This is a genomic window from Gordonia asplenii, assembly GCF_012933505.1.
In the GTDB taxonomy this organism is placed as follows: domain Bacteria; phylum Actinomycetota; class Actinomycetes; order Mycobacteriales; family Mycobacteriaceae; genus Gordonia; species Gordonia asplenii.
Genome location: NZ_JABBNB010000012.1, coordinates 51,578 through 78,341, shown reverse-complemented (window position 1 = coordinate 78,341; position 26,764 = coordinate 51,578). Strand labels below are relative to the sequence as shown.

Sequence of the window (26,764 nt, the reverse complement as noted above, 5' to 3'; positions counted from 1 at the left end):
CGCCGCGCACCACAAGGCCGAATGCAATCTGCCGCTACTTCATCGCCCGGTACGCCTTGCGTTCCTCGACGCTCAAATGCTCTGTCGCATAACTCAATGCGGTCCGCCCCAGCTGCGCTGCGTGTACGTCGAGGTAACCGGTGAGCAGTTCCCTATCCACTCGTTTACCCATCTCTCGTAGCATCCAACCCAGCGCTTTCTGAATCAGGTCTCGACGGTCGTCGACGACCAGTGGCGCAACCGCCAAGGTCGCCGACCCGTCACCGGCGGTGAGATACGAGTACGTCCCGACTACCCCGACCCGACGTCGCCACAGATCCTCTTGTTCGGCGTAGTCGAGCAGCAGTTTCGAATTCTCCTGTGCCACAGCCCAATCGCCGACGATCCCGGCCGATGAGTCGACCAGATCCCAGTTGTTGACCCGTCCTCGGTCGACGGCGGCGCAATACCGCCGGACCCAGAACTCCCGGTCCGACGTCGCCGCCTTCTCGAACTCGGTCCGCATGATGATCAGCGCGGTCAGTCGATGCTCGTGGACCGGGCTGTCGAGCAGCACGTCGATCTCGTCCGCGTCGATCCCCCGAAATCGCTTGGCCGCCTTACGCTGCGCGGGCACCGAGATGCCGATGAACTCGTCGCCTTCGCCGTACTCGCCCGGTCCGGTCTTGAAGAATCCCGCCGACGACACCGCCCGCTTGGGATCGGCCAACTCGGCCAACGCTTCTCGGACCGCCGCGGCGGTAAGCGCCTGTGTCACAACAGTTCCGCGATCGGCGTCGACGCCTGCAGCTTAGCCCGCATCTTCATCACGGCACCGGCCTTCCCGCCGCCGGCGACCGCCGTCAACACACCGTCGCGGCTGAAGTAGGCGACGAACTTCTTGCCGTCGTCGTCGATGACGTGCACATCGTCAGTTCCCTTGGGCCAGCCCAGAACCTGAACCTTGACGTCGTATTGATCGCTCCAGAAGTACGGCACCGCGGCCACCACGTCGTCATCGCTGCCCAGGATGTGGTGAGCGACGATCGCGGCCTGCTCGACGGTGTGATTCCAATGTTCGACGCGCGTCGGGACTCCGTCGACGGTGAGCCAGTTCGCGACATCGCCGACGGCGTACACATCGTCGGCGCTGGTACGCCCGACGGCGTCGCACGCGACGCCACCACCGCTCTCGCGCGGCGCCAATTCAATGCCGGAGCCGTCAAGAAACTCGACGACCGGGGTCGAGCCGATGCCGACGACCACGATGTCGGCCGGAATCTCGGTGCCGTCGGTCAGACGCACCGCCGTCACCTGATCATCCTGTGAGACAAGCATTTCCACGCCGACTCCGCTACGAACCTCGACTCCGTTCGCGACGTGCAGGCGAGTCACCAGACCGCCGATCTTCTCACCGAGCGCCACCGCCAACGGCGTAGGCGCCGGTTCGACCAACGTCACCGTCAACCCACGGGTCCGCAAGCTCGCCGCGGCCTCGCAGCCGATGAACCCGGCACCGATGACAACCGCGTTCGACGCCGATGCCGACTCCGCGCGCAACGCGAGCGCGTCGTCGACGCTGCGAATCACGTGGACGCCCTTGGCCGGTGATCCCGGGAACGGCCGTGGACGCAGCCCGGTCGCCAGTACCAGGGTGTCGTAGGCGAGAACTTCGGCGTCGCCGCCGCTGCCGACGGTCACCGTGTGCTCGCCGGGTGTCACCGCGGTGACCGGCGTTCCGGTGCGCAGTGTGATGGCCGAATCCCCGTAGAACTCTTCGGGTTTCAGGTCGACCCGGTCCTGCTTGCCGAGCAACACCGACTTCGACAGCGGCGGCCGGTCGTAGGGCGGATGGTTCTCGTCGCCGACGAGGGTGATCGGCCCGGAATACCCTCCGCTGCGCAGGCTCTCGGCCACGCGGATGCCGCCCAGGCCGGCTCCGACGATGACTACGCCGTGCTCGGTGTCGCTCACTGTGTTCCCCTCGATCGTGGTGCGCTGTGTGGTGTGGTTGGAAAGTCGTTGGGATGGTTCATGTTCGGCCTGCGGAGTCGACGAGGTCGAGGTCAGCCATCAGCCATCGGCCGTTCACGCGACGCATCTGCGCCCATCGCGCGATGGTCACCCGTTGGCCGTCGGCTCCCGCGGTCAGGCCGGGCACGCTGACCGTTTGATCGATGAAGACCAGTATCCGCGCGTCCTGCGACGAATAGGAGTCGGTAGCCGCACCGATCACGGTGGCCGACATCGTCGTTCGCGAGTCGACGGCGTTCGGCAGGATGAGATCCGGTCCCTGCGTTCGGTATTCGACGCTCATTCGACCGGTCAGTCTGGCGAGTACCGCGGGCCGCGCGGGCGGGTCGTTCGGTGCGAAGGTCATCACCGCGGTGACGGCGTCGGCCGCTGCCTGCTGTACCGCGACGCGTTCGGACTCGGTCGGATGGTTCACGTCATTACGGTGTGCCTCAACGAATCCCACGGCACCGATCACCGCCAGCGCGATCGCCAGCACAGCGAGGACGACCACGAGTCGCCGTCGATGGACCGGGGGTGTCATTGCAGTCCCGCCTTCTCGACCTTCCACGAACCGTCGACGAGGCGCATCGTCACGATGATCGGCATCCGTTTTTGCGCGGGATCACCGCCGATCAGTGCGGGGTTGGTCGCTTCGGCGACGATGAGGACATCCGCGGTGGCGTCGGAGGCGTCACTCGGATCGGTGATCAGGCCGGCTGACAGCACGACGCCGGTACTGGCCGCCTGCTGTCCCGCGATCTCGGCGACCAGTTCGTACCGGCCCGCGGCGAGTCGATCGCGCTGGCCTCCGGTGCTCAGCGCGATCACTGAATCCGCATATCGCCGAGCATATTTCGGGTCAGCCGTCAGCATCGTGGTGACCGCCGACGACGCCGCGTTCAGCGCTTGCGCGTCACGCCGAACGGTGTCACGGGCCGCGGATGTCTGGAACGGCAGTACCGCTAACGTGATCGCCAGTGCGACGGCCACGACGATCATGGTGATCGTCGTCCAACGCAAAATCCGACGCCGCCGGTGAGCTCGACGAGCCAGCGCGCCGCGAGCCGCGATCACCGCCAATCGCGTTGCGCGCGTGGACTTGTCGAGTTCGGAACGGGCTGCGGTCAGCCGCTGCGACGCCGGTTGCGAGGTCATCGGACCACGTCGATCCGGTCGACCAGCCAGCGGCCGTCCGATGACACGAATGCGGCGGTGACGGTCTGCGGCGTCGGCGTCCGCTTGCCCAGCGCGGTTCGGGTGAGGGTGCCGTCGATCAGCACCGTCCCCGACGTGGCGTTCGCATACCCCACCCCAACTGTCCTGGGCGTGAACGTGAGCGACTGATCGGTGACTTCGGCCGGAACCGGGTCGTCGAGTCCGCTGCGCCGCGCATATGCGTCGGTGACCAGCGACCGCGCGCGGTTGCGATCAGCCGTCATCGTGTGGCCGTTCCAGGAAAGGACCTGCGCCACAATGCTTCCCGCCTGTGACCTCAACTGCGGGCCGGCGTCGGCGTCGGCGCGCGCGGCGTCGGCCCGGATCGCTTGCCAGCCGACGAGCCCAGCCAGTACCACTACGACGCTCAGTAGCGCGAGGGCGACGATGAGGCGTCGACGGTCCGACGTCGCCTGCGCAGCGTCGGCGCGAGCTGATCTCAGAATGGTTGATTCGGTCACGGCAGGTACTGAACCATCGACAGTTTGAGCATCCCGCTTTCCGGTGTGAGCACGGTTCGCAGACGGAACTCGCGCGACGATGCCGGAACGTCGGCTTGGGCTGTGAGGTCGACGGTGGCGGCGACGAGCACTTCGGCGTCGTCGCCCAGACGTCGCGAGACGCCCGCCCCCAGCACCCGCCCGGTCGAGACCGTGCCGGCCTTGCTGACGAAGGTCGAGTAGGCGTCGGCTGACTGCGCGAACTCGTCGTAGAAGGCTCCGGTGGCCGACGCGAGGATCCGCTTGACCTGCGCGGGTTGACGGTAGTCGGGGCTCAGCAGCTGCTCGACGCGGGCGGTTGCGGCGGCGATGTAGTCGGCGTCGGTGTAGCCGTCGTCGGAGCGCACCCAACTGACCGTGCCGACGTTCGCGAATACCAGCGCGACGACGGCGACCGGCACGACTGCCCAGAGCGGCCAGCGTCGAGGCGCCGGCCGGTGCCCGGCCCGTACTTGCGCATCGACCAGCGCACGCTCTGCCCGCGTTTGATCGGCGCGCGCCGATCGGTAAGCGCTCAGTAGTGCACGGTCGTCGGTCATGGCTCTCTTCCCGCTGCTGACCTACAGCAAACTAGAACACGTTCTACATTGCAAGTCAGCCTTACATAGAGTGTGCCCGACGCGGCGTACGACACTGCAGCCGCATGCGCGGGAGCAAGGTCCGCCGAGGATCTATCTGTCGTTACCGCTGCGCACCGTCTGAACCACTTCCTCGTAGAAGACGTTCAACAGCTTGACTGCCGCCGCAACAAACCCACCAGAACTACCAGAACGCTTCGTTCCCATCGAGGTTTCCATCGCGACGGTGAACTCGCGTACATCCTTATCGTCGGGCGGTACAAGGCTTCCTCGTTCACCGCGAAGCGCACCCAGCATCACCGCAGTCGACTCGGTTCGACTGCCACTGTGATGCGCGGTCAGGCGAACCGCGTCGGGCGCGCTCCCCAGTTGACGGACGAGCCAGTTGACCTTGGTGGCGGGCCGCCCGGACCGCGGCGCCCCCACTGGCATCGAGCAGGTGATCCGTTCGGTACGAAGGTCGGCATTCACGACGATGGCACCGGTTGCTCCAGACACACGCAAGGTGCCGAACAATTCTCCGGAATCCGCCAATTGCCGCGCGCGACTGACCGCGTCCGGTCTGTTAGCCGGAACCACCGCGACAACTCGCTGCCCAGTCAGCGAACTGAGCTGCAGGGCGAGATGCCGCAGGAGCCGATCGTAGCCGTTACAAACTTCGACGGCCCCGCCGTCCGCGCGCAGGGTCCGGTCTTTCACGGCCTCTCGCACCTTCACCCAGGTCGCGCCCATGTCGTCGAACACTGCCATCCCCGACGCCGGCTCCAAAGCATAGGTCAAGAAGTCGGCTAATACACGCGCACGCGTGGCTTCGGAGACTCCGATATGGGAATTGAGCATCGACGCTTCGGCAATCAATTCTTCCCATGAAATATGAAGCAGCGCGATGTTCTTGGTATGTCGAGCGTCGATCTCGACGGCGACGTCGTCGGCCGCGGGGAGCAGATCGGACGAGATGGTGACCACCGCGTCGAAGTCCTTCGACTTGGCGAGCTTGAGGTACTTCTCGACCTGATCTGCCTTGAGGTTGTTCTTTCCGGTCTTCACCTCGACCAGGGCGGTCCACACTCGTGCGCCGCGTGATATCCGCACCATTCCATCCGGGCGCAAATCGTCACCTCCATGCGAGAACCGCACCTCGGTGAATGTCTCGATCTTGCCTCCCGGCGCACCCCATTTCGAGGTGACCGCCCGGCCGAATTCCTTCACGACCTCCATCACGGAGAGGAGAACTGAGGTTGCCCTCATTTCCTGTTCCGCTGCTGATTTGATTCCGACGACAGGGAAGAGCCGCGCTCGTCGGAACGGAGCATCCGAACCGGCGCGCAAGAACGGCGTCGTGAAGTCCGACCAATCATTCGGCAGTTTCGCGGGCCGCTTCTTTCGGCCGACGACCATCTTCGTTCCGGCGGACTCCTCCGATGCCTGCCTGGCGTCGACTACGGGAGTCGGCACCGGTTCCTCACCGGCACCGTCAGTGGGACTCGCTGGAGCGTCCGTGTCCTCGTCGCCCGACTCATCGACCTCGACGCCGAAATCAGTTGCAAGAGCCCCTAATCCGTCGTTGTACCCCTGACCGACCGCGCGGATCTTCCATCGGTCGTTGCGTCGATACAACTCGCACAGCACCACAGCGCTCTCGGTAGTCAGACCTGACATCTGAAACGATGCCAACGGCCCTTGGCCATCGCTCCGACCAAGTGTCAGGGTGATATCCGGCAGGTCGCCGAACGTCGCCCCTTCGCCGTATACGCTCGCGGCCACCACGATCAGGTTCGCATGACTCGGAACCTTGGGTATGTCGAGGTCGATTCCCGATCCTCCCTGTTCCTGTGAACAGAGTTGAATCGCGCCGTCAAGCGCGGTCGGCTGGTTATAGAAGACGAAGTCATCATTGGACCGCACCTTGCGGTCGTCATCCAGGATCAGAACGCTCACGTCGAAGGGACACTCACCGTCGGCCTGCGCGACTCGCACCGCTACAGCTCCCTCATCGACGCCTTCCCCCAATTGCTGAAGCTCGACGTTCGATCCTGGCATCAGGATGTGAACCATCGAGCAACCATAGCCAACCGGATGGGACCGTAATGCCCAGTTCGCGAAGTCGAGTGAAGTCGCCCCCGGCCGACAGTGCGGTATCGCGTGGTGGATCTGTCGGGCGCCCCAAACGATTCGTTGTCACGGGTGGGGCTGGTGGGACTGGGTCCGACGAGTTGATACACCGCAGCGCAACACTCGACTCTGAATACTCGGCTCGGATCCACCGATGGCACCCCGTCCGCTGGTTGAGCCGGACGAGCGCCGTGCTGAGCGAGGCGCTAGCCGAGTCGAAGTAGCGCTAGCCGAGGTCCGTGTCGAAACCTCTCAGCCACAACGACTTTCGGATGATGCGCGCCAACATCGGCGACGTCACCCGGCAAGTGACGCATGTGCACCCTACGGGTGCACACGCCTCGATGTTCGATACCATCACAGCTCGACAAGTACGCCACCATCAAATGCATTGTGGTACAGGGGTTTCGACACGCTCGTCACTTCGACTCGGCTAGCGCCTCGCTCAGTACGGCGCGCTTACGCTCCTCGCGGCTCAACCAGCGGATGCAGTGCCCCGACCGGTGAAACCAGGCTCAACCAGCGGACGGAGCCTACTGTGGGTGGATCCAGGCTCGGGAAGCGGAAAGTTACGCCCGATGAGCAGAGGACCTCACCCCTACTGGCCGATGCGCTTCGAATACTCGCCGCGTGCCGACTCGTCGTAGTTCAGGAAGATGGTGTCCAGCTTGGTCATTCGTCGTACCGCGCGTTTGATCGGTTGCGGCGTCAGTGTATTCGCGTGCACCCAGGACATCGACCGTGGAGCGGCCGCACGCACCTTCGGTTTGGCGATCGTCCACAAGATCTGCGCCGCAACGTCTTCCGGTTCGACGGTCGCGATGAACCGATTGGTTGCGAGGCCGGTGATCAGACCGGTATTGGTGAACGTCGGCATCACGGTGCTGACCCGAACTCCCGCGGGCGACAGCTCGGCGTCGAGCGCGTCGGTCAGTTCGATCACGGCGGCCTTGGCGGCGTTGTAGATCGACAGTCCGGGCATCGGCAGTCGCCCGGCCACCGAGGACACGTTGAGGATCTGTCCGGTGCCGCGCTTGGTCATTCGACGCCCGGCGGCTTGCGCACCGAAGATCACACCGAGCGTGTCGATGTCGAAGGTGCGCCGCACGAGCGCTTCGCTGTAGTCGAGGAATGGTCCCACCGGCATGATGCCGGCGTTGTTGATCAGCACGTCGATGGGCCCGAGCGTCGCTTCCACCTGGTCGAGGAACTCGTCGAACGACGCCGGGTCGGTGACGTCGAGACGCATTCCCTCGACGCCGAGGTCGGCTGCGGCTTTGCCGACCGCATCGACGTCGACGTCGCCGATGGCCACCCGCGCCCCGACGTCGAGCAGTTGCGCCGCAGTCTGCAAGCCGATGCCCCGGGCACCACCGGTGACCGCGATCACCTTGCCGCTCAGCGCTTCTCGCACCTGCTGCAGTCGGGTGTCCGCACGCGCCGACGGCGCCAGGGATCGCGGGAAGTCACGTAATGCCATGAATACTCCTGAAAGAGGCGGTGTTACCAGATCATCGGCGCGAGGAACTTCGACGCCAGTTCGCGCGCGCCCTCGGGTGTGCGCAGGGACTCGTCGTCGCTGGGCACTTCCAGATACGACGTGACGAGTCGCACGTGCACTTCGACGGCGCGGTGTAGGTCGGCGTCGGGCATTTCGGCACCCGCGCGTCGTAGGGTCTGCACGACTCGCTCGGTCACGATGTTGATGAACATTCCGCTCATCGACGCCGTGATCCCTCGAATTTCGTAGTCCTCCAAGACCATTCGGTTCAGGAGCGGATCCTCGGTGACCATCTGCGCCCCGGTGGCGAATGCCTCGACGACGGCCTCGCGCGGCGGCAGTCCAGTCACCGCCGCTTCCAGCCGCCGCATGCCACGCTCGTAGGCCAGGTTCGCGACGGCCACCAACAGGTTGTCCTTGTTGGGGAACCGGCGATACAGCGTCGAGCGACTCACCCCGGCATTCACGGCGACCTCATCCATGTTGGCGCGCCGCACCCCCACCGACACGAATTCGGCAGCCGCGGCGTCGAGGATCGACGCCTCCTGATCCTCCGGCGAAGCAGTGCTGCGGGACTTGCGCGACGTCGAACTGGCCGCCATCAACGCCGCCTCACCATCACCGGCAACTTGTCCTTCGGGACCGGAAGCGCGCTGTAGTCCATCGGAATCTCGTAGTCGGCGGGCACGGACCATTCGTACCCGCGTAGCAGGTGATGCATGATCGTCTTGATTTCCATCTGTCCAAAGTACAAGCCGATGCACTTGTGCACTCCACCGCCGAATGGCGTCCAGGCGAACCGGTGCGCCTTGTCTTCGGCACGGTCGGGACCGAAGCGTTCCGGGTCGAAGAAATCCGGGTTGGTGAAGAACTCGGGGTCGCGGTGATTGGTCAGCTGCGGAATATTGACGAAAGTACCCTTGGGAATGAAATAACCTTGAATCTCGGTGTCTTTCACCGCCATTCGAGGCTGGGCCGGCACCGGCGGACACATCCGCAAAGACTCTTTCAACACCGAGTCGAGGATGTCGAGTTTCGCAAGATCGTCGTAGGCGAGGTGCGCGTCGAACTCCAGCGCCTGTGCACGCGCTTTGTCCTGCCACTGCGGCGACTTCGCCATCCGGTAGGCCATCTGCGTCATGGTGATCGTCGAGGTGTCGTGCGCCGCCATCAACACGAAGATCATATGGTTGACCACGTCTTCGTCGGTAAAGGTATGTCCCTCTTCACTTTCCGCGTGGCAGAGCACCGAGAACAGGTCGGGCGTCTGCGTGGCCCGCTTGGCCGCGATGTTGGCGTAGAAGAACTCCTCGAGGATCTTGCGCGAGCGCAGGCCCTTCCACCATCGCCCACCCGGCAGCGGTTTGCGCACATACGCGACGCCCGCGCGGACCGTCTCGATGAAGGCCTTGTTGATCTTGTCCGCTTCGGCCTTCGGAAGCTCCAGGCCCAGAAAGACTTCCAATGCGACGTCGAGGGTGAGTTCCTTGAACTCACTGAACAGCTTCACGTCACCGGTCGGGAAACGCTGCATTCGTTTCTCGACCATCGGTTGCAATTCGTCCATGTAGCCCTTGAGAGCCCTGGGCGTGAACGCTTGCTGCAGAATGTGTCGATGATGGCGGTGCTCGTCGAAATCCAACAGCATGACTCCGCGATTGAAGAACGGCCCGATGAAATAGCTCCACGCCGGACCGTTCTCGAACGCCTTGTCCTTATTCATCAGCACCTGCTCGGCGGCGCGCGCACCGCTGGCGGTGACCATATTGATCCCGAACACGGTCAGCGCCGACGTCGGCCCGTACTGCACTTGACGCTGTTCGGAATAGCCGAACGGATCGCGCCGCATGCGCATGACCTCCAGCACCCCGTTGCGATTGGACTGCGGCACGGACCGAAGGTCGCTGTCTGCGGGCGCTTGAGCAAGGACTGCGGTCATGAGAATGAGCTCCAGTTCACGAGAAGTCAGCCACGCCACCGTCACCAGTGGCACAGCTCACTATACCGCCCTTTGGAACAAAAGTCGACGTCTGTTCCAAACGCTATCGGGTGGCGAGAATTCCGTGACACCGACGCAGCCTGTCTCGCCACCACTCCGCGCGTTCCGACGACGCCAACGGCAGCGCTTCGAACGGCGTCACCGCGCGCGGCAGGACCACACCCCCGTCCGGAATGAACGACGGCGCGACGTCGTCGACGAAGAGCGCACCCGTTCCCAGACCGCATGCCAGATCGAGAGTCGGGAGCGCTGCGGCTGTGGCCACGCCTGCCGAAATGCCGACGGCCGAGTCGAGCGCACTGGACACGACGATCGGCATCTTCATCTGCTCGGCGAGGCGCAGCACGGCTCGCATCCCGCCAAGCGGTGCGACCTTCAGAACCGCGACGTCGGCGGCATCATGTGCGACGACACGCATCGGATCACTCGCCCGCCGGATCGATTCGTCGGCCGCAATCGGCGACGACACCGCGCGCCGCACGAGCGCCAGTTCCTCGACAGTCGCACACGGCTGCTCGACGTACTGCACGTCGCCGATCGCAGCGATCGCCTCAATGGCTTGCGGCACAGTCCACTTCGCGTTCGCGTCGATGCGCACGTGCGGAATCAGCTCGCGCGCCGCAGCAACCCGGTCGACGTCGTCGGACAGCGACTGGCCCGGTTCGGCGACCTTCACCTTCGCCGTCGTCGCGCCCGGGTAGCAAGCCAAGACCGCACGCACCTGATCGGCGGGCACAGCGGGCACCGTCGCGTTGATCTCGACGACGTCGCGCACCGGCGTCGGCGCTCCGAGATAGGCCGCCTCGATACCCGCGGCCAGCCACGACGACGCTTCGACGTCGTCGTACTCGACGAAGGGCGAGAACTCGCCCCACCCGGCCGGCCCCTCGAAGACGACGACTTCCCGGGTGGTGATGCCGCGGAACTTCGTCCGCATCGGCAGCGCACACACGCGGGTGGAGCGCAGCAGGTCGTCGACGTCGGGAAGATCTCGCATCGTTCAACCCTAGGCCGCCACCACCGAATAGTTTGAAACAAATCTTCAAATTCGTTCCAATGTGCGCTACGCTCGACTCATGACCATCAGCGAAGGTATGGCAGAGGCCATCCCCATGATCGTCGACGACGACGTCGCCGACCTCACCCCGCGATTGGGCGCAGACTCGCTCGTCTGGAAGTTCTACGGCGACGTCCGCGGTGTACTGGGATTTCAACGGCTCGCCGGTACCGAGAACTGCATCGAACAGCTCGGTAAGGCGGTGGAAGATCACTCGGTGATCTTCAGCGACTTCATCGGCCGAGCCCAGCGCAGCGGACCGCCGATCATGCGGACCGTCTACAGCACAGACCCGCATCACTGGGGCCGCAAGGTGCGCGACTTCCATCGCGACATCAAAGGCACCATCAGCGACGGTTCGCGATACCACGCGTTGAATCCCGAGTTGTTCTATTGGGCGCACGCGACTTTCGTCGATCAGGTCCTCTATATCACCGACACCTTCATTCGCCGGTTGTCGGATGAGGAGAAGGAACAGATCTTCGAAGAGTCGAAGATCTGGTATCAGCTCTACGGCGTGAGTGCACGCAATCAGCCGCAAACCTATGCCGAATTCCTCGAGTACTGGGATGCCATGCTCGACCAGTTCGTTCCGACGCGGACCATCGTGTACGCGACCGGCTACCTGCGCAAGGGCATCCCCGGTCCGCGCCGGATCCCAAAACCGTTGTGGCGCATCCTCAGTGCTCCGCTCAACGCGTTCACACGGACGATCTTCGTCGGGACACTTCCACCGCAGATGCGCGACGTATGCGAGCTGGAATGGAATGACAAGCTACAGAAGCGGTTCGACCGGTTCGCCGCGTTCATGCGCTTCGCCAATCCGGTGTTCAACCGGCTACCGATGAAACTGCTCTACACCCCGTGGGCCTACGACGGCTTCACCGCGATGGGCGTCGACCCGCGCCGGCTGCACAACGGCTGAGCACCTGTCGGGCTTTCGGGTCGCGGGGTCTCGACGCGGTGACGTCCCACTCGACCAGCCAGGCGATCAAACGAACCGCAGCACCGCCGACGAAAACTCCTGCCCGCGGTCGCGGTGCACGCTATGTCCGGCGTCGATCAGCTGAAAAGAGCTGTCGGGCAGGGCCGCGGCCAACGCGCGCAGATGTCGGGGTGGCAGAAAACTGGCGTCGCCGCCGGAGATGACCAGCGTCTGAGTCGTCACGGTCGACAGTCGCCGCCACCAGTCGACGTCGGTTACCTCGAACTGCGGTGCGACCTTCTTCGGCAGCGAATGGTCGAAACGCAACAGCGGCAACGGATTCGACGCCGCGGCCAGAATGCCCCGGACCGTCTCCCCCAAGTTCGACGCCGGTGCGATCTGTTCGTCGAGGTCGGCCTGATCGCGGGGCATCGGCGGACACTCCTCCAGCACAAGGCGATTCACCCGGCCCGGCATCGTCATGGCGAGTCGCAACGCGGTGTGCGCGCCGAGCGAATGCCCGACGAGATCGAACTCCTCGACGCCGAGCTCGTCGACGACGAAGGCGACGTCGTCGCGAAAATCGTTGAGTCCGTAGCTCTTCGCATGCGCACTGCGGCCGTGGCCACGCAGATCGACCGAGACGACGGACCGGCCGGCGGTCTGCAACTCCCGGTGCAACGACCGCCACGTGGAGTGATCACCGCCCATTCCGTGGACGAGTACCACTGGATGGTCGGTGACGTCGCCGGACGAGGCAACGGCGAGCCGCAGAGCGCCCGCACCGTCGGGACGCCGCAGAAGGCGAATCACCGGGCGCTCCAATTCGATTGCGGCACAGGCGTGCTCACCGACGTGCCCAGGAGCCGATCGATCCCGACCCCGACCCAAGCGGCAACGGCGAGCACGGCGATCTCGATGGCCACCTGACCTACCGTCATTTCCAGACGCGTCCCGATGTGCGGGAACAGATAGATCGCGCCGCCGACGACGATGCCTGCGATAGGCGCCACAACCAGCACCACCGGTGATCGTCGGGCGACCACCCAGGTGGCGAGGGCGAGCATCGCCAGCAGCCCATATTGGAGGTAATGCGGAAAGCCCGCGTTAAGCGCGTACCCCACTGCCACGAGGGTCGTCACGAGCGCCGACAACGCCGCGGGAATTCTTCGGCGAGGCTTCGCCACGCCGACGACGACGCCGAGCGCCAGCGCGATCGCCACTGCGATGACCGAGTTGTGGTCGTACGACAGCAAGTACCCTCCGATCACCACGATCGCCCAGATCGACAGCGCGACGATTCCGCCGATCAGGCCCTTCAAGATCTCGGTTGTGGCCGCTAGTGGACCAGCCGGCGCAGGCGAAGGGATAGCCACCGGCGCCGCGGGTAGGGGCCCTGAGGTCGCCGGTCTGGTAGCGAATGAGTCCCCGCGCAGTTCGGTGCCGAGCGCACGTGCGAACTCCGTCGACGTCGCAAACCGCTGGCCCGGATTCTTCGCCAGGGCCCGACGCAGCACGGCGTCGACGCCGGGCGACAGGTCGGGCCGCATCGTCCGCACCGACGGCACCGGCTGATTCATGTGCGCGGTGATGACTTTCACGATATTGGCGTCGACGAACGGGGGGCGACCGGTCAGCAGGTGAAAAGCCGTGGCCGCCAGCGAATATTGATCGGATCGTCCGTCGACCCGGTCGCCGTTGAGTTGCTCGGGCGAGGCGTAGCTGACTGTCCCGATCGTCATTCCGGTGCCGGTGAGGTCTGACACCTCGGCCATCGTTCGGGCAATCCCGAAGTCGGAGAGCATGACTCGCCCGCCCGCGTCGACCAGGACGTTCGCCGGTTTGACATCGCGATGCACCAGGCCGCGAGCCGCGGCGTAGTCCAGCGCGTCGGCAACGGAGGAGACAATGCGCCCCACCTCGGGTGCCGCCATTCCGTGCGGCCACCGTTGGGCCAGCTGCCCCAGGTCGTGGCCGTCGACGAGTTCGAGCGCCAGCCACAGCCGCCCGTCGGTTTCGCCGCGGTCGAGCACCTTCACGATGCCCGGATGAAAGAATTCGGCGACCACGTCGCCCTCGCGCTCGAACCGGCGTCGAAATTGATCGTCGGCACCGAACTGCGCCGAAAGCACCTTCAATGCGTCCGACCGCGGTAGTCGTGGATGACGGGCCACGTAGACCTCACCCATCCCGCCGACCCCGAGTCGGCGTTCGATCGTGTATCCGGCGAAATGCGCGCCCGGTTGCAGCATGTTTCCCCTCGAAGACCTCGGATTGCGCACTCCAGGTTAGTGCCCGCCGGTCGGCGTCGCGCGGCCCCTACTCGTCTGACGCGGCCTGCCGCGCCCGGTATGCCGCCACCGCTACCCGATTGGTACACCGCGTCGAGCAGAATCTCTTCGATCGGTTGCGGGACAGGTCGAGGACCAGACCGTCGCAGTCGTCGGCGGCGCAGACCCGCAGACGGGACACCTCGTCGGCGCGGATGAAGTCCATCATCGCCAGCGCGGTCTCACCGAGGATCCGGTCGGCCAGCGGCGCGTCGGTCGACAACGCATGCAGGTGCCAGTCGACGGTCCCGTGCCGTGCCAACTGCGGCACCGCGTTCACTTCGGCGAGGATGGCGTTGACGATCAGCGCGGCGTCGTCGCGGCTGCTGGTGAGCAGTTCACGCAGGCGTGGACGCAACGCACGGACGGCGTCGAGTTCGGCGAGTGTGCCGTCTCGCCGGCCGGTGTAGCCGAAGCGCTCGTAGTGCTCGGCGAGTGCGTCGACCGATTCCAGCGGGTCGTCCTCGGCGTCGACGTCGGCACCGTTGACGAAGGCGACCGCAGACTCCAGCGACTGCACGGTGTCATCGGCGTTGAACATGTTGACACCTTACACACCCACACCCTAGCGTAATGACCATGACGAGTTTGACCAATGACACCATCGGGCGCATGCGGGCCGGATTGATCTTCGCAATGATCTCGGCGTCGTCGTTCGGACTGTCGGGCCCGATCGCCCGGTCGCTGCTCGACGCCGGGTGGTCGGCAGGCGCCGCGGTGACGGTCCGGATCGCCATCAGCGCGCTGATCCTGGCACCGATGTGCCTCGTCGGGATGCGGGGCCGCATGCATGAACTCCTGCGCCCGACGACGCTCGGCGTGATCGCCGCGTACGGCGCGCTCGCCGTCGCGCTGCCGCAGCTGTGCTACTTCTACGCCGTCGGCTCATTGCAGGTCGGGGTCGCATTGCTGATCGAATATCTCGCACCGGTGGTGGTCGTGGGGTGGATGTGGCTGCGCCATGGACAGCGACCCACGTGGCGTACGTGCGTCGGAACGATCGTCGCGGCGGCGGGCCTGGCGTTGGTGCTGCAGATCTTCGGTGGAGTGCGCCTCGACGCCGTGGGCGTCGCGTGGGCGCTGGGCGCGACGGTGGGCGCGGCGAGTTACTTCATCATGTCGGGGAGCATGAAGATCTCGATACCCGCGGTGACCCTGGCGGGCGGAGGACTCGCCGCCGGCGCAATCGGACTGGCCCTGCTGGGGGCAGTCGGCGTGCTGCCGATGACAGCCAGCACCGAAGCGGTGACGCTTGCCGGCGGGCAGGTGCCGTGGTGGGCGGCGGTTCTGAGCCTGGGAGTGATCACCGCGGCCGTGTCGTACGTGACGGGCATCGCGGCAGCGCGCCGGCTCGGTTCCCGGCTGGCCTCGTTTGTGGCGTTGTCGGAAGTGATCGCCGCGATCGTGTTCGCCTGGCTGCTCCTCGGCGAGATCCCGACTGTCGTCCAATTGCTCGGCGGCGCACTGATTCTCGCCGGTGTGATCGTCGTGAAGCTCGGCGAGCCCGCGGTGGCCGACGAAGTCGTCGCCGACCCGTTGCCGATGGCCCCGGAAGCGACTGTGCGGCAATAGATTCCACTCGGCAACCTGATCCGTCACCACGACGACGAAATGCACCGCCGCTCGCAGCGACAGTGCATTTCCACTCTCCGGCCACGCTCAGATACCGGGCTCGTCGTCGAATGAGCCACGGGTGGTTGACTTTTCGCGTCAGAACCCGGTATCTGTGCGTCTTCCCCGGCCGGCGGCCGGTTCCGATCTAACGGTCGCGGAACCAGCCGCTGTTCTTGGCGCGCCAGACCATGTCGTTCCAGTAACCCCAGTCATGAGTTCCCTGTGCGGGATAGTCACTGGAGACTGCGACACCGGAGCGCAGTGCGGACACCTCGAAGGCGCGTGTTTGAGCGAGGGCGAGCAATTCCAGCGGAGTCCCCTTGACCGCGGCGACCGGCTGACGGTCGTGCGCGCCCCAGATGCCGGTGGAAGCGCCGATCCGCAGTTTCATGCCCTTCATTCGCGGTGCCTGGATGAACGGATCATTGTCGAGCCAGCGCGTGCTCCACGGCGGCCCCCACATCGCATCGGCGTCGAACGGACCCACTCCCGCTTCGACGCCGACGTCGACGAGTGCGGCCCGGATGCCTTCCCGCATCGTCGGCGCGGACAGGTTCAGGTATCCCGACATCGAGAACGCGTGCGAGAATCGCTTGCGGTGGTTCACCGCGTAGATGAGTGCGGAGTTGCCGCCCATGGAGATTCCCATGATCGCGTACTTTCCCCATTTGCCGACGGCGAGGCCGCGGGCGTCGAGTTCGCGGACGATCGTGTCGAGTCGACAGGTCCACATGTAGCGATACTTGATCTTGTTGAGCTTGCTGCGCGAGTCCCAGTTCGTATAGAAACTGCCCATACCGCCGACCGGCTCGATGACATTCACGCCGTGGTTGGCCAGGTTCTGAATACGGGTGTTGTGGCGCCATCCGCTCATGTCGTCGGTTGCGCGCATGCCGTCGAGTGCGATCACCGTCTTGTAGTTGCCGCCGCGGGTCCACATGTCGACGGGGCTGGTGGGCATGCCGCAGCCATTGACCCAGAAGCGTTGCCGAACGGCGGCGTCGCCGGTTCCGGTTCCTGCGACGCTGATGGTCACCGCGGACAGAATGATAACGAGACCTGCGATGATGATGCCGAGCAAGCGGCGGCGCCGCGCGCGCAGCGGCGAGGGGTAATGACTGAGCACGAACGAAACCTATTCGGCCGCTGCGCGGCGTACAAGGCTTGTGTCGCAACGAGAATCGCTTCGATACCACCCGGTTACCAAAGTGGCTATTGTGACTGAAGTGATGTATGAGATCAATGGGACGACGTCGATTCACTACTAACCAAGGACGCCCGGCCGGTGATTTCCGGCCGGGCCAGTCACGCGTCGTCGACGGTGCGTCAGAATTCGCCGAGCACTCGTTGACGTGCCTGCTGATACTCGGCGGCGTCGATCCGGCCCGAGGAGAACAGCGCGTCGAGCTCGTTGAGGCGGTCGGTCAGCGACTTGGGCGTGCCCGGCTTGATCAACGACGCTGCGCCGGAAGGACTTCCAGCCGGAGCCGGAGTCCCGTACTGCTGGGTCCCGAATTGGGCGCCGTAGGGCGACACCGGTCCCGGCGCTCCGCCACTGTAGCGCCGCACAATGCCCATCACTTCCGCACGCGCGTGCGGATTGGCGCGCAGGTCGATGGTTCCACTGTTGGCGACGCCGTACTTGCGGAGGACTTCGAGAATGCGGATGAGCGGCTCGGGCTGCCCGGTCAGATCGTAGGTCCGGCCGTCCTCGGTCGACGTGAACTGGGCCGGCACCGACCCGGTCACCATTCCCGTCGCCTGCCAATCGATCTCGAACTCTTTGGTGGCCGGGTCGACCAGCACCGCCAGGACCCGCCGATGCAGCATCGCCTGTGCGACGATCGGCACGGTCTTGCGGATCTCGACGTCGAAGGTCCCGACGTCGTCGCCGTGGATACGCAAGCCCAGCTTCATGACCGGCTGATCGTTGATTTCCACGTTGGTCTGAGCGAGCGAGGTGATGTCGGCGAGCGCCATGTGACCCGACACCTGCATCCGCGCCATCTTCGCCTTGAACCGCGCCGAAGCGCGGGCGATGAAGAACGCGATCACCACGTTGAGGATCGTGACCCCCAATCCGGTCCAGAACATCCACTCGATGAACGGCTCGTCGATGACGAAATACATCACCAGGAAGATCGGCCCGACGATTCCGCAGACCATCACGAACGCGAGGCTCTTGACGAACGAGCCGATGAACCCACTGCCACCACTTTTGCCGGTTGCCTTGGCGCCGGTCTCGCCGAACATTGTTGTCATGCGTTGAAGGCTATGACCGCGTGGGCCCTACCGATCACGTGTCGACGCCGCTCTAACGTCGCATCGAGATTTCGAGGCCGCCCTGGCCGGGTACGGTCACCGACTGAAACAGACCGTGCGGATCTCGCACATACCGAAGGTAGTCGCGGTATTCCCGTCGTCCGCTGACGACGTTGTCGCACACGACGAGAGCGCCCGGTCGTAGCCGGTCGGCAACCACCTCCAGGGCGGGCAGCGCCATCGGTATCCAGATGTCGATGAGCATGAAGTCCACCGGCTCGTCTAGGGCGAGCAGAGTTTCGCGCAGGTCTCCCTCGCGGATGTCGACGAACTCACCGAGTCCGGCTGAGTCGAGGTTCTGCCGAGCCGCGGCCACTTTCGCCGGTTCGTGCTCGGTTCCGATGACTTCGCCGCTGCCGCCGGACGCCGCGAGGTTGTCTCGAATCGCGGACGCCAGATAGATCGTGGAGACGCCGAACGAAGTTCCCGCCTCGACGACACGCCGCGCGCCGAGGGAACGGCACAGCAGATAGCACAGCGCGGCTTTCGAAGGATCCAGCGCGACGAGCTTGTCGGCAAGCCACCGCTTGCCGTCGTCGGTCTCCGTCGGGTCCCAGCTCCCGTCGCGGACTCTCGTTCGAATCATCTTGCCGAGCATCGGTAGGGCGCCGCGCGCTATCTGTCGACGGCTACGGGCATGCAGCTCGTCGGCGACGGCGCGTGCGCGTGGATCGAGCGGCGAGTCGGCGAACTTGGCCGTGTCGGTCATGGTGAGGTACTCCTCGGCGAGTGTGCAGGCTCGGTCTACCGGTTGATGTGGACACCGCGGGACGGGCGTGCGGTCGACCCGACGTCCATCCGGTATTAGGTTACCCTTAATCACGAGATGCAATCAGCGGTCGAGATAACTCTTCACCCCCGCACTCCGCGTTGCTAAGTTCGGGCGATGACCCATCGCTTCCGGCGGATACCGCTCATCCTTTTCGCGGTCCTCGCCCTCGCATCGCTGGTCGCCTGTTCTGGCGGCTCCGACTCCGGCGGCTCGGACTCCAAGGTCCTGCGAGTGGGCACCGAGGGGGTCTACGCACCGTTCAGCTACCACGATCCGGCGACCAACCAACTCCAGGGTTACGACGTCGACGTCGCGCGAGCCGTCGGCGAGAAGCTGGGCCGCAAGGTCGAATTCGTTGAGACACCATGGGATTCGATGTTCGCGGCCCTGCAGGCCGACCGCTTCGACGTCGTCGCCAATCAGGTGACGATCACCCCGGAGCGACAGGCGAAGTACGACCTCTCGCAACCGTATTCGGTCAGCGAGGGCGTCATCGTCACTCGCGCCGACGACAACTCGGTCCATTCCCTCGACGACATCCGCGGGCGAACCGCCGGGCAGAACGTGACGAGCGAATGGGGTGAGGTCGCCAAGGCGCACGGCGCCACGGTGGTCGGCGTCAACGACTTCACTCAGGCGATCAAGCTGCTCAACCAGGGCCGCATCGACGTCGTAGTGAACGACAGTATCGCCGTCTACGCCTACCTCGCCGAGACCGGCGACACCTCGGTCAAGATCGCCGCCCGCACCGGTCAGAAGACCGAGCAGGGATTCGCGGCCCGCAAAGACAGCGGACTGATGCCCGACATCAACCACGCCCTCGACCAACTGAGCGCCGACGGCACCCTGACCCGCATCTCCAACAAATACTTGAAGGCCGATGCCTCCGGCTCGCCGCAGACCACCAAAGCCGAGCCGCCGTCGACCTGGCAGCTCATCTCCGACAATCTGTGGCCGCTGGCCAAAGCCACGCTCACGATGACGATCCCGCTGACGATCATCAGCTTCATCATCGGACTCGTCATCTCACTCGTCGTGGCACTGGGCCGCATGTCGCGCAACCGCATCCCCCAGGCGGTCACCCGGTTCTACATCTCGATCATCCGCGGCACCCCGCTGCTGGTGCAGTTGTTCATCGTGTTCTTCGCGCTGCCCGAAATCGGGATCAAGATCAGCCCCTTCCCGGCCGCGGTGATCGCGTTCAGCCTCAACGTCGGTGGATACGGTGCCGAGATCATTCGATCGGCGATCACCTCGATCCCCAAGGGACAATGGGAAGCCGCCGAGACGATCGGCATGTCCTACGCGACCACCCTGCGTCGAATCATCTTGCCGCAGGCCGCACGGGTCGCGGTGCCGCCGCTGTCCAACACGTTGATCTCGCTGGTGAAAGACACCTCGTTGGCGTCGACGATCCTGGTCACCGAACTGCTGCGGACAGCCCAGATCGCGGCCGCACCGACCTACGAGTTCTTCGCCCTCTACGCGACGGCCGCGGCGTACTACTGGGTGGTGTGCCTGGTGCTGTCCTTCGCGCAGGGCAGACTCGAGACCCGACTGGAAAGGCATGTGGCGCTATGACGTCAGCACCGGACAACCGCATCGACGCGCGAGACATCCGAAAGTCATTCGGCGACAACACCGTTCTCAAAGGCATCTCATTCACCGTGCCACGGGGCACGGCGACGACGATCATCGGACCGTCGGGGTCGGGCAAGACGACGCTGCTGCGATCGCTCAACGCCCTCGACATCCCCGACGCCGGCGTCGTGCGGATCGGCGACGTCGAGGCGGACTTCAGCGGCAAGGTGCCCCGCGACCAGTTGCGCGACTACCGTGCGCAGAGCGGGATGGTGTTCCAGTCGCACAACCTGTTTCCGCACAAGACCGTGCTGGAGAACGTCACCGAGGGGCCGCTGATCGTGCAACGACGCCCCGCCGATCAGGTGCGGGCCGAAGCCGTCGAACTGCTCGGCCGCGTCGGGCTGGCCGACAAGCACGATCAGTATCCGAGTCAGCTCTCCGGCGGACAGCAGCAGCGCGTCGGCATCGCCCGCGCACTCGCGTTGCAGCCCAAGGTCGTGCTGTTCGACGAGCCGACGTCGGCGTTGGATCCCGAACTCGTCGGCGAAGTGCTGTCGGTCATCCGCGATCTCGCGGTCGAGGGCTGGACACTGATCATCGTGACACACGAGATCCAGTTCGCCAGGCAGGTGTCGGATCAGGTGCTGTTCACCGATCGGGGCGTCATTCTGGAACGCGGCACACCCGCCGAGGTGATCGACGACCCCAAGGAAGAACGCACACGACAATTCCTGGAGCGCATACTGAATCCCCTCTAGGCCGCAAAACAAAAGGCGCCCAACCGCTTTCGCGGCTGGGCGCCTTCAGCGCTCAACGAAGATCAGGCGATGATCTTGGTGACGCGGCCGGCACCGACGGTGCGGCCACCCTCGCGGATAGCGAAGCGCAGGCCCTCGTCCATGGCGACCGGCTGGATCAGCTTGACGCTCATCTCGGTGTTGTCGCCCGGCATGACCATTTCGGTGCCCTCGGGAAGGGTCACGACGCCGGTCACGTCGGTGGTACGGAAGTAGAACTGCGGACGGTAGTTGTTGAAGAACGGGGTGTGGCGGCCGCCCTCGTCCTTCGACAGGATGTACGCCTGGCCCTCGAACTCGGTGTGCGGGGTGGTGGTACCCGGCTTCACGATGACCTGGCCGCGCTCGACGTCCTCACGCTTCAGACCACGAAGCAGCAGACCGGCGTTGTCGCCCGCCTGAGCCGAGTCGAGGAGCTTGTGGAACATCTCGATGCCGGTGACGGTGGTCTTCTGCGACTTCTCGCGGATACCGACGATCTCGACCTCGGCGTTGACGTTGATCTCGCCGCGCTCCACACGACCGGTGACGACGGTGCCACGACCGGTGATGGTGAAGACGTCCTCGACGGGCATCAGGAACGGCTTGTCGGTCTCGCGGACCGGGTCCGGAATCGACTCGTCGACAGCTGCCATCAGTTCCTCGACGGACTTGACCCACTCGGCGTCACCCTCGAGCGCCTTGAGCGCCGAGACCTTGACGACCGGTGCGTCCTCGTCGAACTCCTGGCCGGCCAACAGTTCGCGGACCTCCATCTCGACGAGCTCGAGGATTTCCTCGTCGTCGACCATGTCGGCCTTGTTCAGCGCGACGAGGATGTAAGGCACACCCACCTGGCGGGCCAGCAGCACGTGCTCGCGGGTCTGCGGCATCGGGCCGTCGGTGGCGGCGACCACGAGGATCGCGCCGTCCATCTGGGCAGCACCGGTGATCATGTTCTTGATGTAGTCAGCGTGACCCGGAGCGTCGACGTGCGCGTAGTGGCGCTTCTCGGTCTGGTACTCGACGTGGGAGATGTTGATCGTGATACCACGAGCCTTCTCCTCAGGAGCCTTGTCGATCTGGTCGAACGCGAAGCTCTCGTTGAGATTCGGGTACTTGTCGGCGAGCACCTTGGTGATTGCCGCGGTGAGGGTGGTCTTGCCGTGGTCGACGTGACCGATGGTGCCGATGTTCACGTGCGGCTTGGTCCGCTCGAACTTCGCCTTGCCCACTTGATGTCCTCCTGGACTGTTATCCCTGCCGAGTGGTTCCCGGCAGTTGGGTGATTATCTGACTTGCTTGTGCGCCGAGGCGCTGACCCGCAGGCGGTGTCATGCGGTACCGCTCGCGCAGCGCACGGTACCGCATCCGGACGAAACTATTCGCCCGTCGCCTTTGCGATGATTTCCTTCGACACGTTCGCCGGAACCTCGGCGTACGAATCGAAGACCATGGAGTAGTTTGCCCGGCCCTGGGTCTTCGACCGAAGGTCGCCGATATAGCCGAACATCTCCGACAGCGGCACCTGTGCCTTGACGACACGTGCACCACTGCGCTCCTCCATGGCCTGGATCTGGCCACGGCGGGAGTTCAGGTCGCCGATCACGTCACCCATGTAATCCTCGGGAGTCGTGACCTCAACGGCCATGATCGGTTCGAGGATAACCGGGCTGGCCATCTTCGCGGCCTCCTTGAGGGCCTGCGAACCGGCGATCTTGAAGGCCATTTCCGACGAGTCGACGTCGTGGTACTGACCGTCGAGCAGGGTGACCTTCAAGTTGACCAGCGGGTAGCCGGCGAGCACGCCGTACTGCATCGCATCCTGGGCGCCGGCATCCACCGAAGGGATGTACTCACGCGGGACGCGACCGCCGGTGACGGCATTGTCGAATTCGTAGGTCGCTCCATCTTCGGCGTCCACGAGGGGCTCCAGCTTGATGATGACCTTGGCGAACTGACCCGAACCACCGGTCTGCTTCTTGTGGGTGTACTCGTGCTTGTCCACCGTCTTGCGGATGGTCTCACGGTAGGCCACCTGCGGCTTGCCGACGTTGGCCTCGACCTTGAACTCACGCTTCATGCGGTCGACGAGGATGTCGAGGTGGAGCTCGCCCATACCGCCGATGACGGTCTGGCCGGTCTCGTCGTCGAGCTTGACCGAGAAGGTCGGATCCTCTTCGGCGAGCTTCTGGATCGCGGTGCCCAGCTTCTCCTGGTCCGACTTGGTCTTCGGCTCGATGGAGACGTTGATGACCGGATCCGGGAAGCTCATCGACTCCAGGACGATCGGCGCCGACGAGTCGCACAGGGTGTCACCGGTGGTGGTGTCCTTCAGGCCGATCATCGCGTAGATGTGGCCGGCGGTGGCATCCTCGACCGGCATTTCCTTGTTGGCATGCATCTGGAAGAGCTTGCCGATGCGCTCTTTCTTGCCCTTGGTCGCGTTGAGCACCTGGGTGCCCGCAGTGATGTGGCCCGAGTAGACGCGCACGAAGGTCAGCTTGCCGAAGAACGGGTGAGCCGCGATCTTGAAGGCGAGCGCCGAGAACGGCTCGTCGGCCGCAGGCTTGCGGGAGAGGATCTCCTCCTCGTTGCCGACGGCGTGGCCCTCGACCGAGGGGACGTCGAGCGGCGAGGGCAGGTAGTCGATCACGGCGTCGAGCATGGGCTGCACGCCCTTGTTCTTGAACGCCGAACCGCACAGCACCGGGTACAGCTCGCGGGTCACGGTGAGCTTGCGGATCGCGGCCTTGATCTCTTCGATGGTGAGTTCTTCGCCACCGAAGTACTTCTCCATGAGTGCTTCGTCGCTCTCGGCGACGGTCTCCAGGAGCTGCTCGCGGTATTCCGCGGCGCGATCGGCGAGATCGGCCGGGATCTCCTCGGTCTCGTAGGCGGCACCCATCTTGGTGTCGCCCCGCCAGACCTTGGCGTTCATCTCGACCAGGTCGACGATGCCGTCGAAGTTGTCCTCGGCACCGATCGGCAGCTGCAGAACCAACGGCTTGGCGCCGAGGCGGTCCTTGATGGTCTGGACGGTGAAGTAGAAGTCCGCGCCGAGCTTGTCCATCTTGTTGACGAAGCAGATACGGGGAACTTCGTACTTCTCGGCCTGCCGCCACACCTGCTCGGACTGCGGCTCGACGCCCTCTTTGCCGTCGAACACGGCAACAGCGCCGTCGAGGACGCGGAGGCTGCGCTCCACCTCGACGGTGAAGTCGACGTGACCGGGGGTGTCGATGATGTTGATCTGGTTCTTGTTCCAGAAACAGGTCACCGCGGCGGAGGTGATGGTGATGCCGCGCTCTTTCTCCTGCTCCATCCAGTCGGTGGTGGATGCACCGTCGTGGGTTTCACCGATCTTGTAGTTCACACCGGTGTAGAACAGAATTCGCTCGGTCGTGGTGGTCTTGCCGGCATCGATGTGCGCCATGATGCCGATGTTGCGAACCTTGTTGAGGTCGCTGAGCACTTCCTGTGCCATCAAATTCCCTTCGGGAAGATTCCGGATCTGACGATCCGAGGAAGACTAAAGGCTGTCTTTTCTAACATCGCGGCTCCGCCGCAACGCGAAAACAAGTCTCGCGTCACCAGCGGTAGTGGGCGAACGCACGGTTGGCTTCGGCCATCTTGTGCGTGTCTTCACGACGCTTGACCGATGCACCGAGGCCGTTGCTGGCGTCGAGCAGCTCGTTGGCCAGGCGCTCGGTCATGGTCTTCTCACGACGCTGACGGCTGAACGTGACCAACCAACGCAGTGCGAGGGTGTTCGCACGGCCCGGCTTGACCTCAATCGGCACCTGGTAGGTGGCGCCACCGACGCGGCGGCTCTTGACCTCGAGGGTGGGCTTGACGTTGTCCAGCGCCTTCTTGAGGGTCAGCACAGGATCGGTGCCGGTCTTCTCGCGCGCCTGCTCGAGAGCCTGGTACACGATGCGCTCTGCGGTCGACTTCTTGCCGTCGAGCAGGATCTTGTTGACGAGCTGGGTGACCAGCGGCGAACCGTAGACCGGGTCGTTGATCAGCGGGCGCTTGGGAGCGGGTCCTTTACGTGGCATGACTTAGTTCCCCTTCTTGGCGCCGTAGCGGCTGCGAGCCTGCTTGCGGTCCTTGACACCCTGGGTGTCGAGCGAGCCGCGGATGATGCGGTAACGAACACCGGGGAGGTCCTTCACACGACCACCGCGCACGAGCACCATCGAGTGCTCCTGCAGGTTGTGACCCTCACCCGGGATGTAGGCGGTGACCTCGACGCCACTGGTCAGGCGCACACGGGCGACCTTGCGCAGAGCGGAGTTCGGCTTCTTCGGGGTGGTGGTGTACACGCGGGTGCACACTCCACGACGCTGGGGGCTGCCTTTCAGGGCGGCGGTCTTCTTGATCGACGCCTTGTCCTGACGGCCCTTACGGACTAGCTGGTTAATTGTTGGCACTGAGTTCTTTCTTCCTCGGTTCGAACTTCTCAGGTGTTGCAGTTGTTGCTCCGGGCAAATAGTCGACGCGCACCAAAACGGTGTTTTCGGCTACCTCTACAACTCGCCCCACCACGGCTTTCGCCCTGGTCAGTACATCTATTGCTCCCCCGGGGTCGGGCGTGTCGCACGCCCAACGCCGGTAGCGCAGGTCAGTCTGTTGCATGCCGGTCTCATCTAGATTGGGAATCGCACTGATTCCAAACCTTGCGAAAAGCATGCAGACTGGCCCGGCAAAAGCCAGGCACCGCCGAACCACTCTACCGACCCTCAATGCACAGGTCAAAATCCGTGCCTGGCAGGGCGAACACGACGTGAACGCCCGGCCAACCACGCGTCACCCTAGGGCGTATTCCACCAGTTGACGGCCGCATTCCACGCCGCCCCGTGATTGCAGGTGGTGTAACCGATGTACGCCCCGATCAGTCCGCCGATGATCCAGCCGACGATGAAGAAGAAGCCGATGATCAGCCCGCCGATGATGTACGGCGCCGCGCACGGCCAGTCCTTGTTGAGCTGGTACATCATCTTCATGTACGCCTGATCCTTGGTCATCCGCTTGGCGACCGGCGTCTTGGCGGCCACCTGCCGGGCGGACGAACTGAACGTCGCGGTCTTGTGATCGGCCGACAACACCGAACCGATCCGCACGACCTTGCCCTGCGACACCGGCGCAAGCGGCACCGTCTCGACCAGCTTGCCCCGCGAGTCGACGACCTTCACCTCATTCGACGCCGGGCTCGGCACAAACCTCCCGTCTCGCAGGGTGACGGTGAAACTCCCCCCGTCCGCGGCCACCGCCACCGTCGCACCCGGTGTGGCGACCGACCGAAGCGGTGCCGCTCCGGCTGTTCCCATGGGCACGACGAGCAACGCGACAGCAACTGCCGCGACGACCCCCAGCGTCGACGTCACAAACCTCATGATTCCTCCCTCCGACACCGCAGCGGTTCTGCGTTGTCAGTTCGATTCGAACACAATGAGGATCGAGAAATTACGCAAACGAGAC

The 26,764-nt window shown here is 64.4% G+C and carries 26 protein-coding genes; 4 read left to right on the top strand and 22 right to left on the bottom strand.

Features of this window, described 5'->3' with window-relative positions:
- Nucleotides 1-34: 34 nt before the first annotated feature.
- The 11 genes from HH308_RS13330 to HH308_RS13280 form a co-directional block, all read right to left on the bottom strand.
- Nucleotides 35-757, bottom strand: a complete 723-nt coding sequence (locus HH308_RS13330; protein ID WP_170194700.1) for a DNA alkylation repair protein — start codon at nucleotides 755-757, stop codon at nucleotides 35-37.
- The gene (locus tag HH308_RS13325) at nucleotides 754-1,953 is read right to left on the bottom strand and encodes an NAD(P)/FAD-dependent oxidoreductase (protein WP_170194699.1); all 1,200 of its coding nucleotides are present in this window, start codon (nucleotides 1,951-1,953) and stop codon (nucleotides 754-756) included. Before HH308_RS13325 ends, HH308_RS13330 begins: the two co-directional genes overlap by 4 nt.
- 58 nt (nucleotides 1,954-2,011) lie before the next feature.
- Nucleotides 2,012-2,536, bottom strand: coding sequence for a hypothetical protein (locus tag HH308_RS13320; RefSeq protein WP_170194698.1), 525 nt, complete (start codon nucleotides 2,534-2,536; stop codon nucleotides 2,012-2,014).
- Nucleotides 2,533-3,150 carry a hypothetical protein gene (locus tag HH308_RS13315; protein WP_170194697.1) on the bottom strand — a complete coding sequence of 206 codons (618 nt, stop codon included), beginning with the start codon at nucleotides 3,148-3,150 and terminating at the stop codon, nucleotides 2,533-2,535. Before HH308_RS13315 ends, HH308_RS13320 begins: the two co-directional genes overlap by 4 nt.
- Complete coding sequence (locus tag HH308_RS13310; RefSeq protein ID WP_170194696.1) at nucleotides 3,147-3,671, bottom strand: hypothetical protein; 525 nt, start codon at nucleotides 3,669-3,671, stop codon at nucleotides 3,147-3,149. Before HH308_RS13310 ends, HH308_RS13315 begins: the two co-directional genes overlap by 4 nt.
- The gene (locus HH308_RS13305; RefSeq protein ID WP_170194695.1) at nucleotides 3,668-4,249 is read right to left on the bottom strand and encodes an Rv1363c family protein; all 582 of its coding nucleotides are present in this window, start codon (nucleotides 4,247-4,249) and stop codon (nucleotides 3,668-3,670) included. Before HH308_RS13305 ends, HH308_RS13310 begins: the two co-directional genes overlap by 4 nt.
- Before the next feature lie 132 nt (nucleotides 4,250-4,381).
- Nucleotides 4,382-6,343 carry a TerD family protein gene (locus HH308_RS13300; protein ID WP_170194694.1) on the bottom strand — a complete coding sequence of 654 codons (1,962 nt, stop codon included), beginning with the start codon at nucleotides 6,341-6,343 and terminating at the stop codon, nucleotides 4,382-4,384.
- A 655-nt stretch (nucleotides 6,344-6,998) separates the two neighbouring features.
- A complete protein-coding gene (locus tag HH308_RS13295; RefSeq protein ID WP_170194693.1) occupies nucleotides 6,999-7,880 on the bottom strand; it encodes an SDR family oxidoreductase in 882 nt (293 codons plus the stop codon).
- Between the two features lie 23 nt (nucleotides 7,881-7,903).
- Entirely contained in the window at nucleotides 7,904-8,503 is a 600-nt protein-coding gene (locus HH308_RS13290) for a TetR/AcrR family transcriptional regulator (protein WP_170194692.1), read from the bottom strand.
- The gene (locus HH308_RS13285) at nucleotides 8,503-9,840 is read right to left on the bottom strand and encodes a cytochrome P450 (protein WP_170194691.1); all 1,338 of its coding nucleotides are present in this window, start codon (nucleotides 9,838-9,840) and stop codon (nucleotides 8,503-8,505) included. The genes HH308_RS13290 and HH308_RS13285 overlap by 1 nt, the downstream gene beginning before the upstream one ends.
- 103 nt (nucleotides 9,841-9,943) lie before the next feature.
- Nucleotides 9,944-10,897, bottom strand: a complete 954-nt coding sequence (locus HH308_RS13280) for an o-succinylbenzoate synthase (protein ID WP_170194690.1) — start codon at nucleotides 10,895-10,897, stop codon at nucleotides 9,944-9,946.
- Nucleotides 10,898-10,976: 79 nt separating this feature from the next.
- On the opposite strand from HH308_RS13280, the gene HH308_RS13275 reads away from it, so the two are divergent.
- On the top strand, nucleotides 10,977-11,882 hold the full coding sequence (locus HH308_RS13275; protein ID WP_170194689.1) for an oxygenase MpaB family protein: 906 nt from the start codon (nucleotides 10,977-10,979) through the stop codon (nucleotides 11,880-11,882).
- 66 nt (nucleotides 11,883-11,948) lie between these two features.
- Here HH308_RS13275 and HH308_RS13270 read toward each other — a convergent pair whose 3' ends face one another.
- The 3 genes from HH308_RS13270 to HH308_RS13260 form a co-directional block, all read right to left on the bottom strand.
- Nucleotides 11,949-12,692 (bottom strand): alpha/beta fold hydrolase, encoded by a 744-nt coding sequence (locus tag HH308_RS13270; protein ID WP_170194765.1) that lies wholly within the window; start codon nucleotides 12,690-12,692, stop codon nucleotides 11,949-11,951.
- On the bottom strand, nucleotides 12,692-14,134 hold the full coding sequence (locus HH308_RS13265) for a serine/threonine-protein kinase (RefSeq protein ID WP_170194688.1): 1,443 nt from the start codon (nucleotides 14,132-14,134) through the stop codon (nucleotides 12,692-12,694). The genes HH308_RS13270 and HH308_RS13265 overlap by 1 nt, the downstream gene beginning before the upstream one ends.
- A 67-nt stretch (nucleotides 14,135-14,201) precedes the next feature.
- A complete protein-coding gene (locus tag HH308_RS13260) occupies nucleotides 14,202-14,753 on the bottom strand; it encodes a CGNR zinc finger domain-containing protein (RefSeq protein WP_170194687.1) in 552 nt (183 codons plus the stop codon).
- A 38-nt stretch (nucleotides 14,754-14,791) separates the two neighbouring features.
- On the opposite strand from HH308_RS13260, the gene HH308_RS13255 reads away from it, so the two are divergent.
- Nucleotides 14,792-15,784 (top strand): EamA family transporter, encoded by a 993-nt coding sequence (locus HH308_RS13255; protein ID WP_170194686.1) that lies wholly within the window; start codon nucleotides 14,792-14,794, stop codon nucleotides 15,782-15,784.
- 187 nt (nucleotides 15,785-15,971) lie between these two features.
- On the opposite strand, the gene HH308_RS13250 is transcribed toward HH308_RS13255, so the two are convergent.
- From HH308_RS13250 to HH308_RS13240, 3 genes are all read right to left on the bottom strand, one after another.
- Nucleotides 15,972-16,952: an alpha/beta hydrolase gene (locus HH308_RS13250; RefSeq protein WP_170194685.1), complete on the bottom strand. Its 981-nt coding sequence runs from the start codon at nucleotides 16,950-16,952 to the stop codon at nucleotides 15,972-15,974.
- Between the two features lie 200 nt (nucleotides 16,953-17,152).
- The gene (locus tag HH308_RS13245; RefSeq protein WP_246284582.1) at nucleotides 17,153-18,088 is read right to left on the bottom strand and encodes an SHOCT domain-containing protein; all 936 of its coding nucleotides are present in this window, start codon (nucleotides 18,086-18,088) and stop codon (nucleotides 17,153-17,155) included.
- A gap of 52 nt (nucleotides 18,089-18,140) precedes the next feature.
- Entirely contained in the window at nucleotides 18,141-18,857 is a 717-nt protein-coding gene (locus tag HH308_RS13240) for an O-methyltransferase (protein ID WP_170194684.1), read from the bottom strand.
- Between the two features lie 177 nt (nucleotides 18,858-19,034).
- Between HH308_RS13240 and HH308_RS13235 the strand changes: the two genes are divergently transcribed.
- Nucleotides 19,035-20,501, top strand: a complete 1,467-nt coding sequence (locus HH308_RS13235; protein WP_170194683.1) for an ABC transporter permease subunit — start codon at nucleotides 19,035-19,037, stop codon at nucleotides 20,499-20,501.
- Complete coding sequence (locus HH308_RS13230; RefSeq protein WP_170194682.1) at nucleotides 20,498-21,262, top strand: amino acid ABC transporter ATP-binding protein; 765 nt, start codon at nucleotides 20,498-20,500, stop codon at nucleotides 21,260-21,262. The genes HH308_RS13235 and HH308_RS13230 overlap by 4 nt, the downstream gene beginning before the upstream one ends.
- Before the next feature lie 62 nt (nucleotides 21,263-21,324).
- On the opposite strand, the gene tuf is transcribed toward HH308_RS13230, so the two are convergent.
- The 5 genes from tuf to HH308_RS13205 form a co-directional block, all read right to left on the bottom strand.
- On the bottom strand, nucleotides 21,325-22,515 hold the full coding sequence (gene tuf, locus HH308_RS13225) for an elongation factor Tu (RefSeq protein ID WP_170194681.1): 1,191 nt from the start codon (nucleotides 22,513-22,515) through the stop codon (nucleotides 21,325-21,327).
- A 146-nt stretch (nucleotides 22,516-22,661) separates the two neighbouring features.
- Nucleotides 22,662-24,767 carry an elongation factor G gene (gene fusA / locus HH308_RS13220; RefSeq protein ID WP_170194680.1) on the bottom strand — a complete coding sequence of 702 codons (2,106 nt, stop codon included), beginning with the start codon at nucleotides 24,765-24,767 and terminating at the stop codon, nucleotides 22,662-22,664.
- A gap of 103 nt (nucleotides 24,768-24,870) precedes the next feature.
- Nucleotides 24,871-25,341 carry a 30S ribosomal protein S7 gene (gene rpsG / locus HH308_RS13215; RefSeq protein ID WP_170194679.1) on the bottom strand — a complete coding sequence of 157 codons (471 nt, stop codon included), beginning with the start codon at nucleotides 25,339-25,341 and terminating at the stop codon, nucleotides 24,871-24,873.
- A gap of 3 nt (nucleotides 25,342-25,344) precedes the next feature.
- Nucleotides 25,345-25,716: a 30S ribosomal protein S12 gene (rpsL, locus tag HH308_RS13210; RefSeq protein ID WP_170194678.1), complete on the bottom strand. Its 372-nt coding sequence runs from the start codon at nucleotides 25,714-25,716 to the stop codon at nucleotides 25,345-25,347.
- Nucleotides 25,717-26,097: 381 nt separating this feature from the next.
- Nucleotides 26,098-26,679 (bottom strand): DUF8020 domain-containing protein, encoded by a 582-nt coding sequence (locus HH308_RS13205; protein WP_170194677.1) that lies wholly within the window; start codon nucleotides 26,677-26,679, stop codon nucleotides 26,098-26,100.
- Nucleotides 26,680-26,764 lie beyond the last annotated feature (85 nt).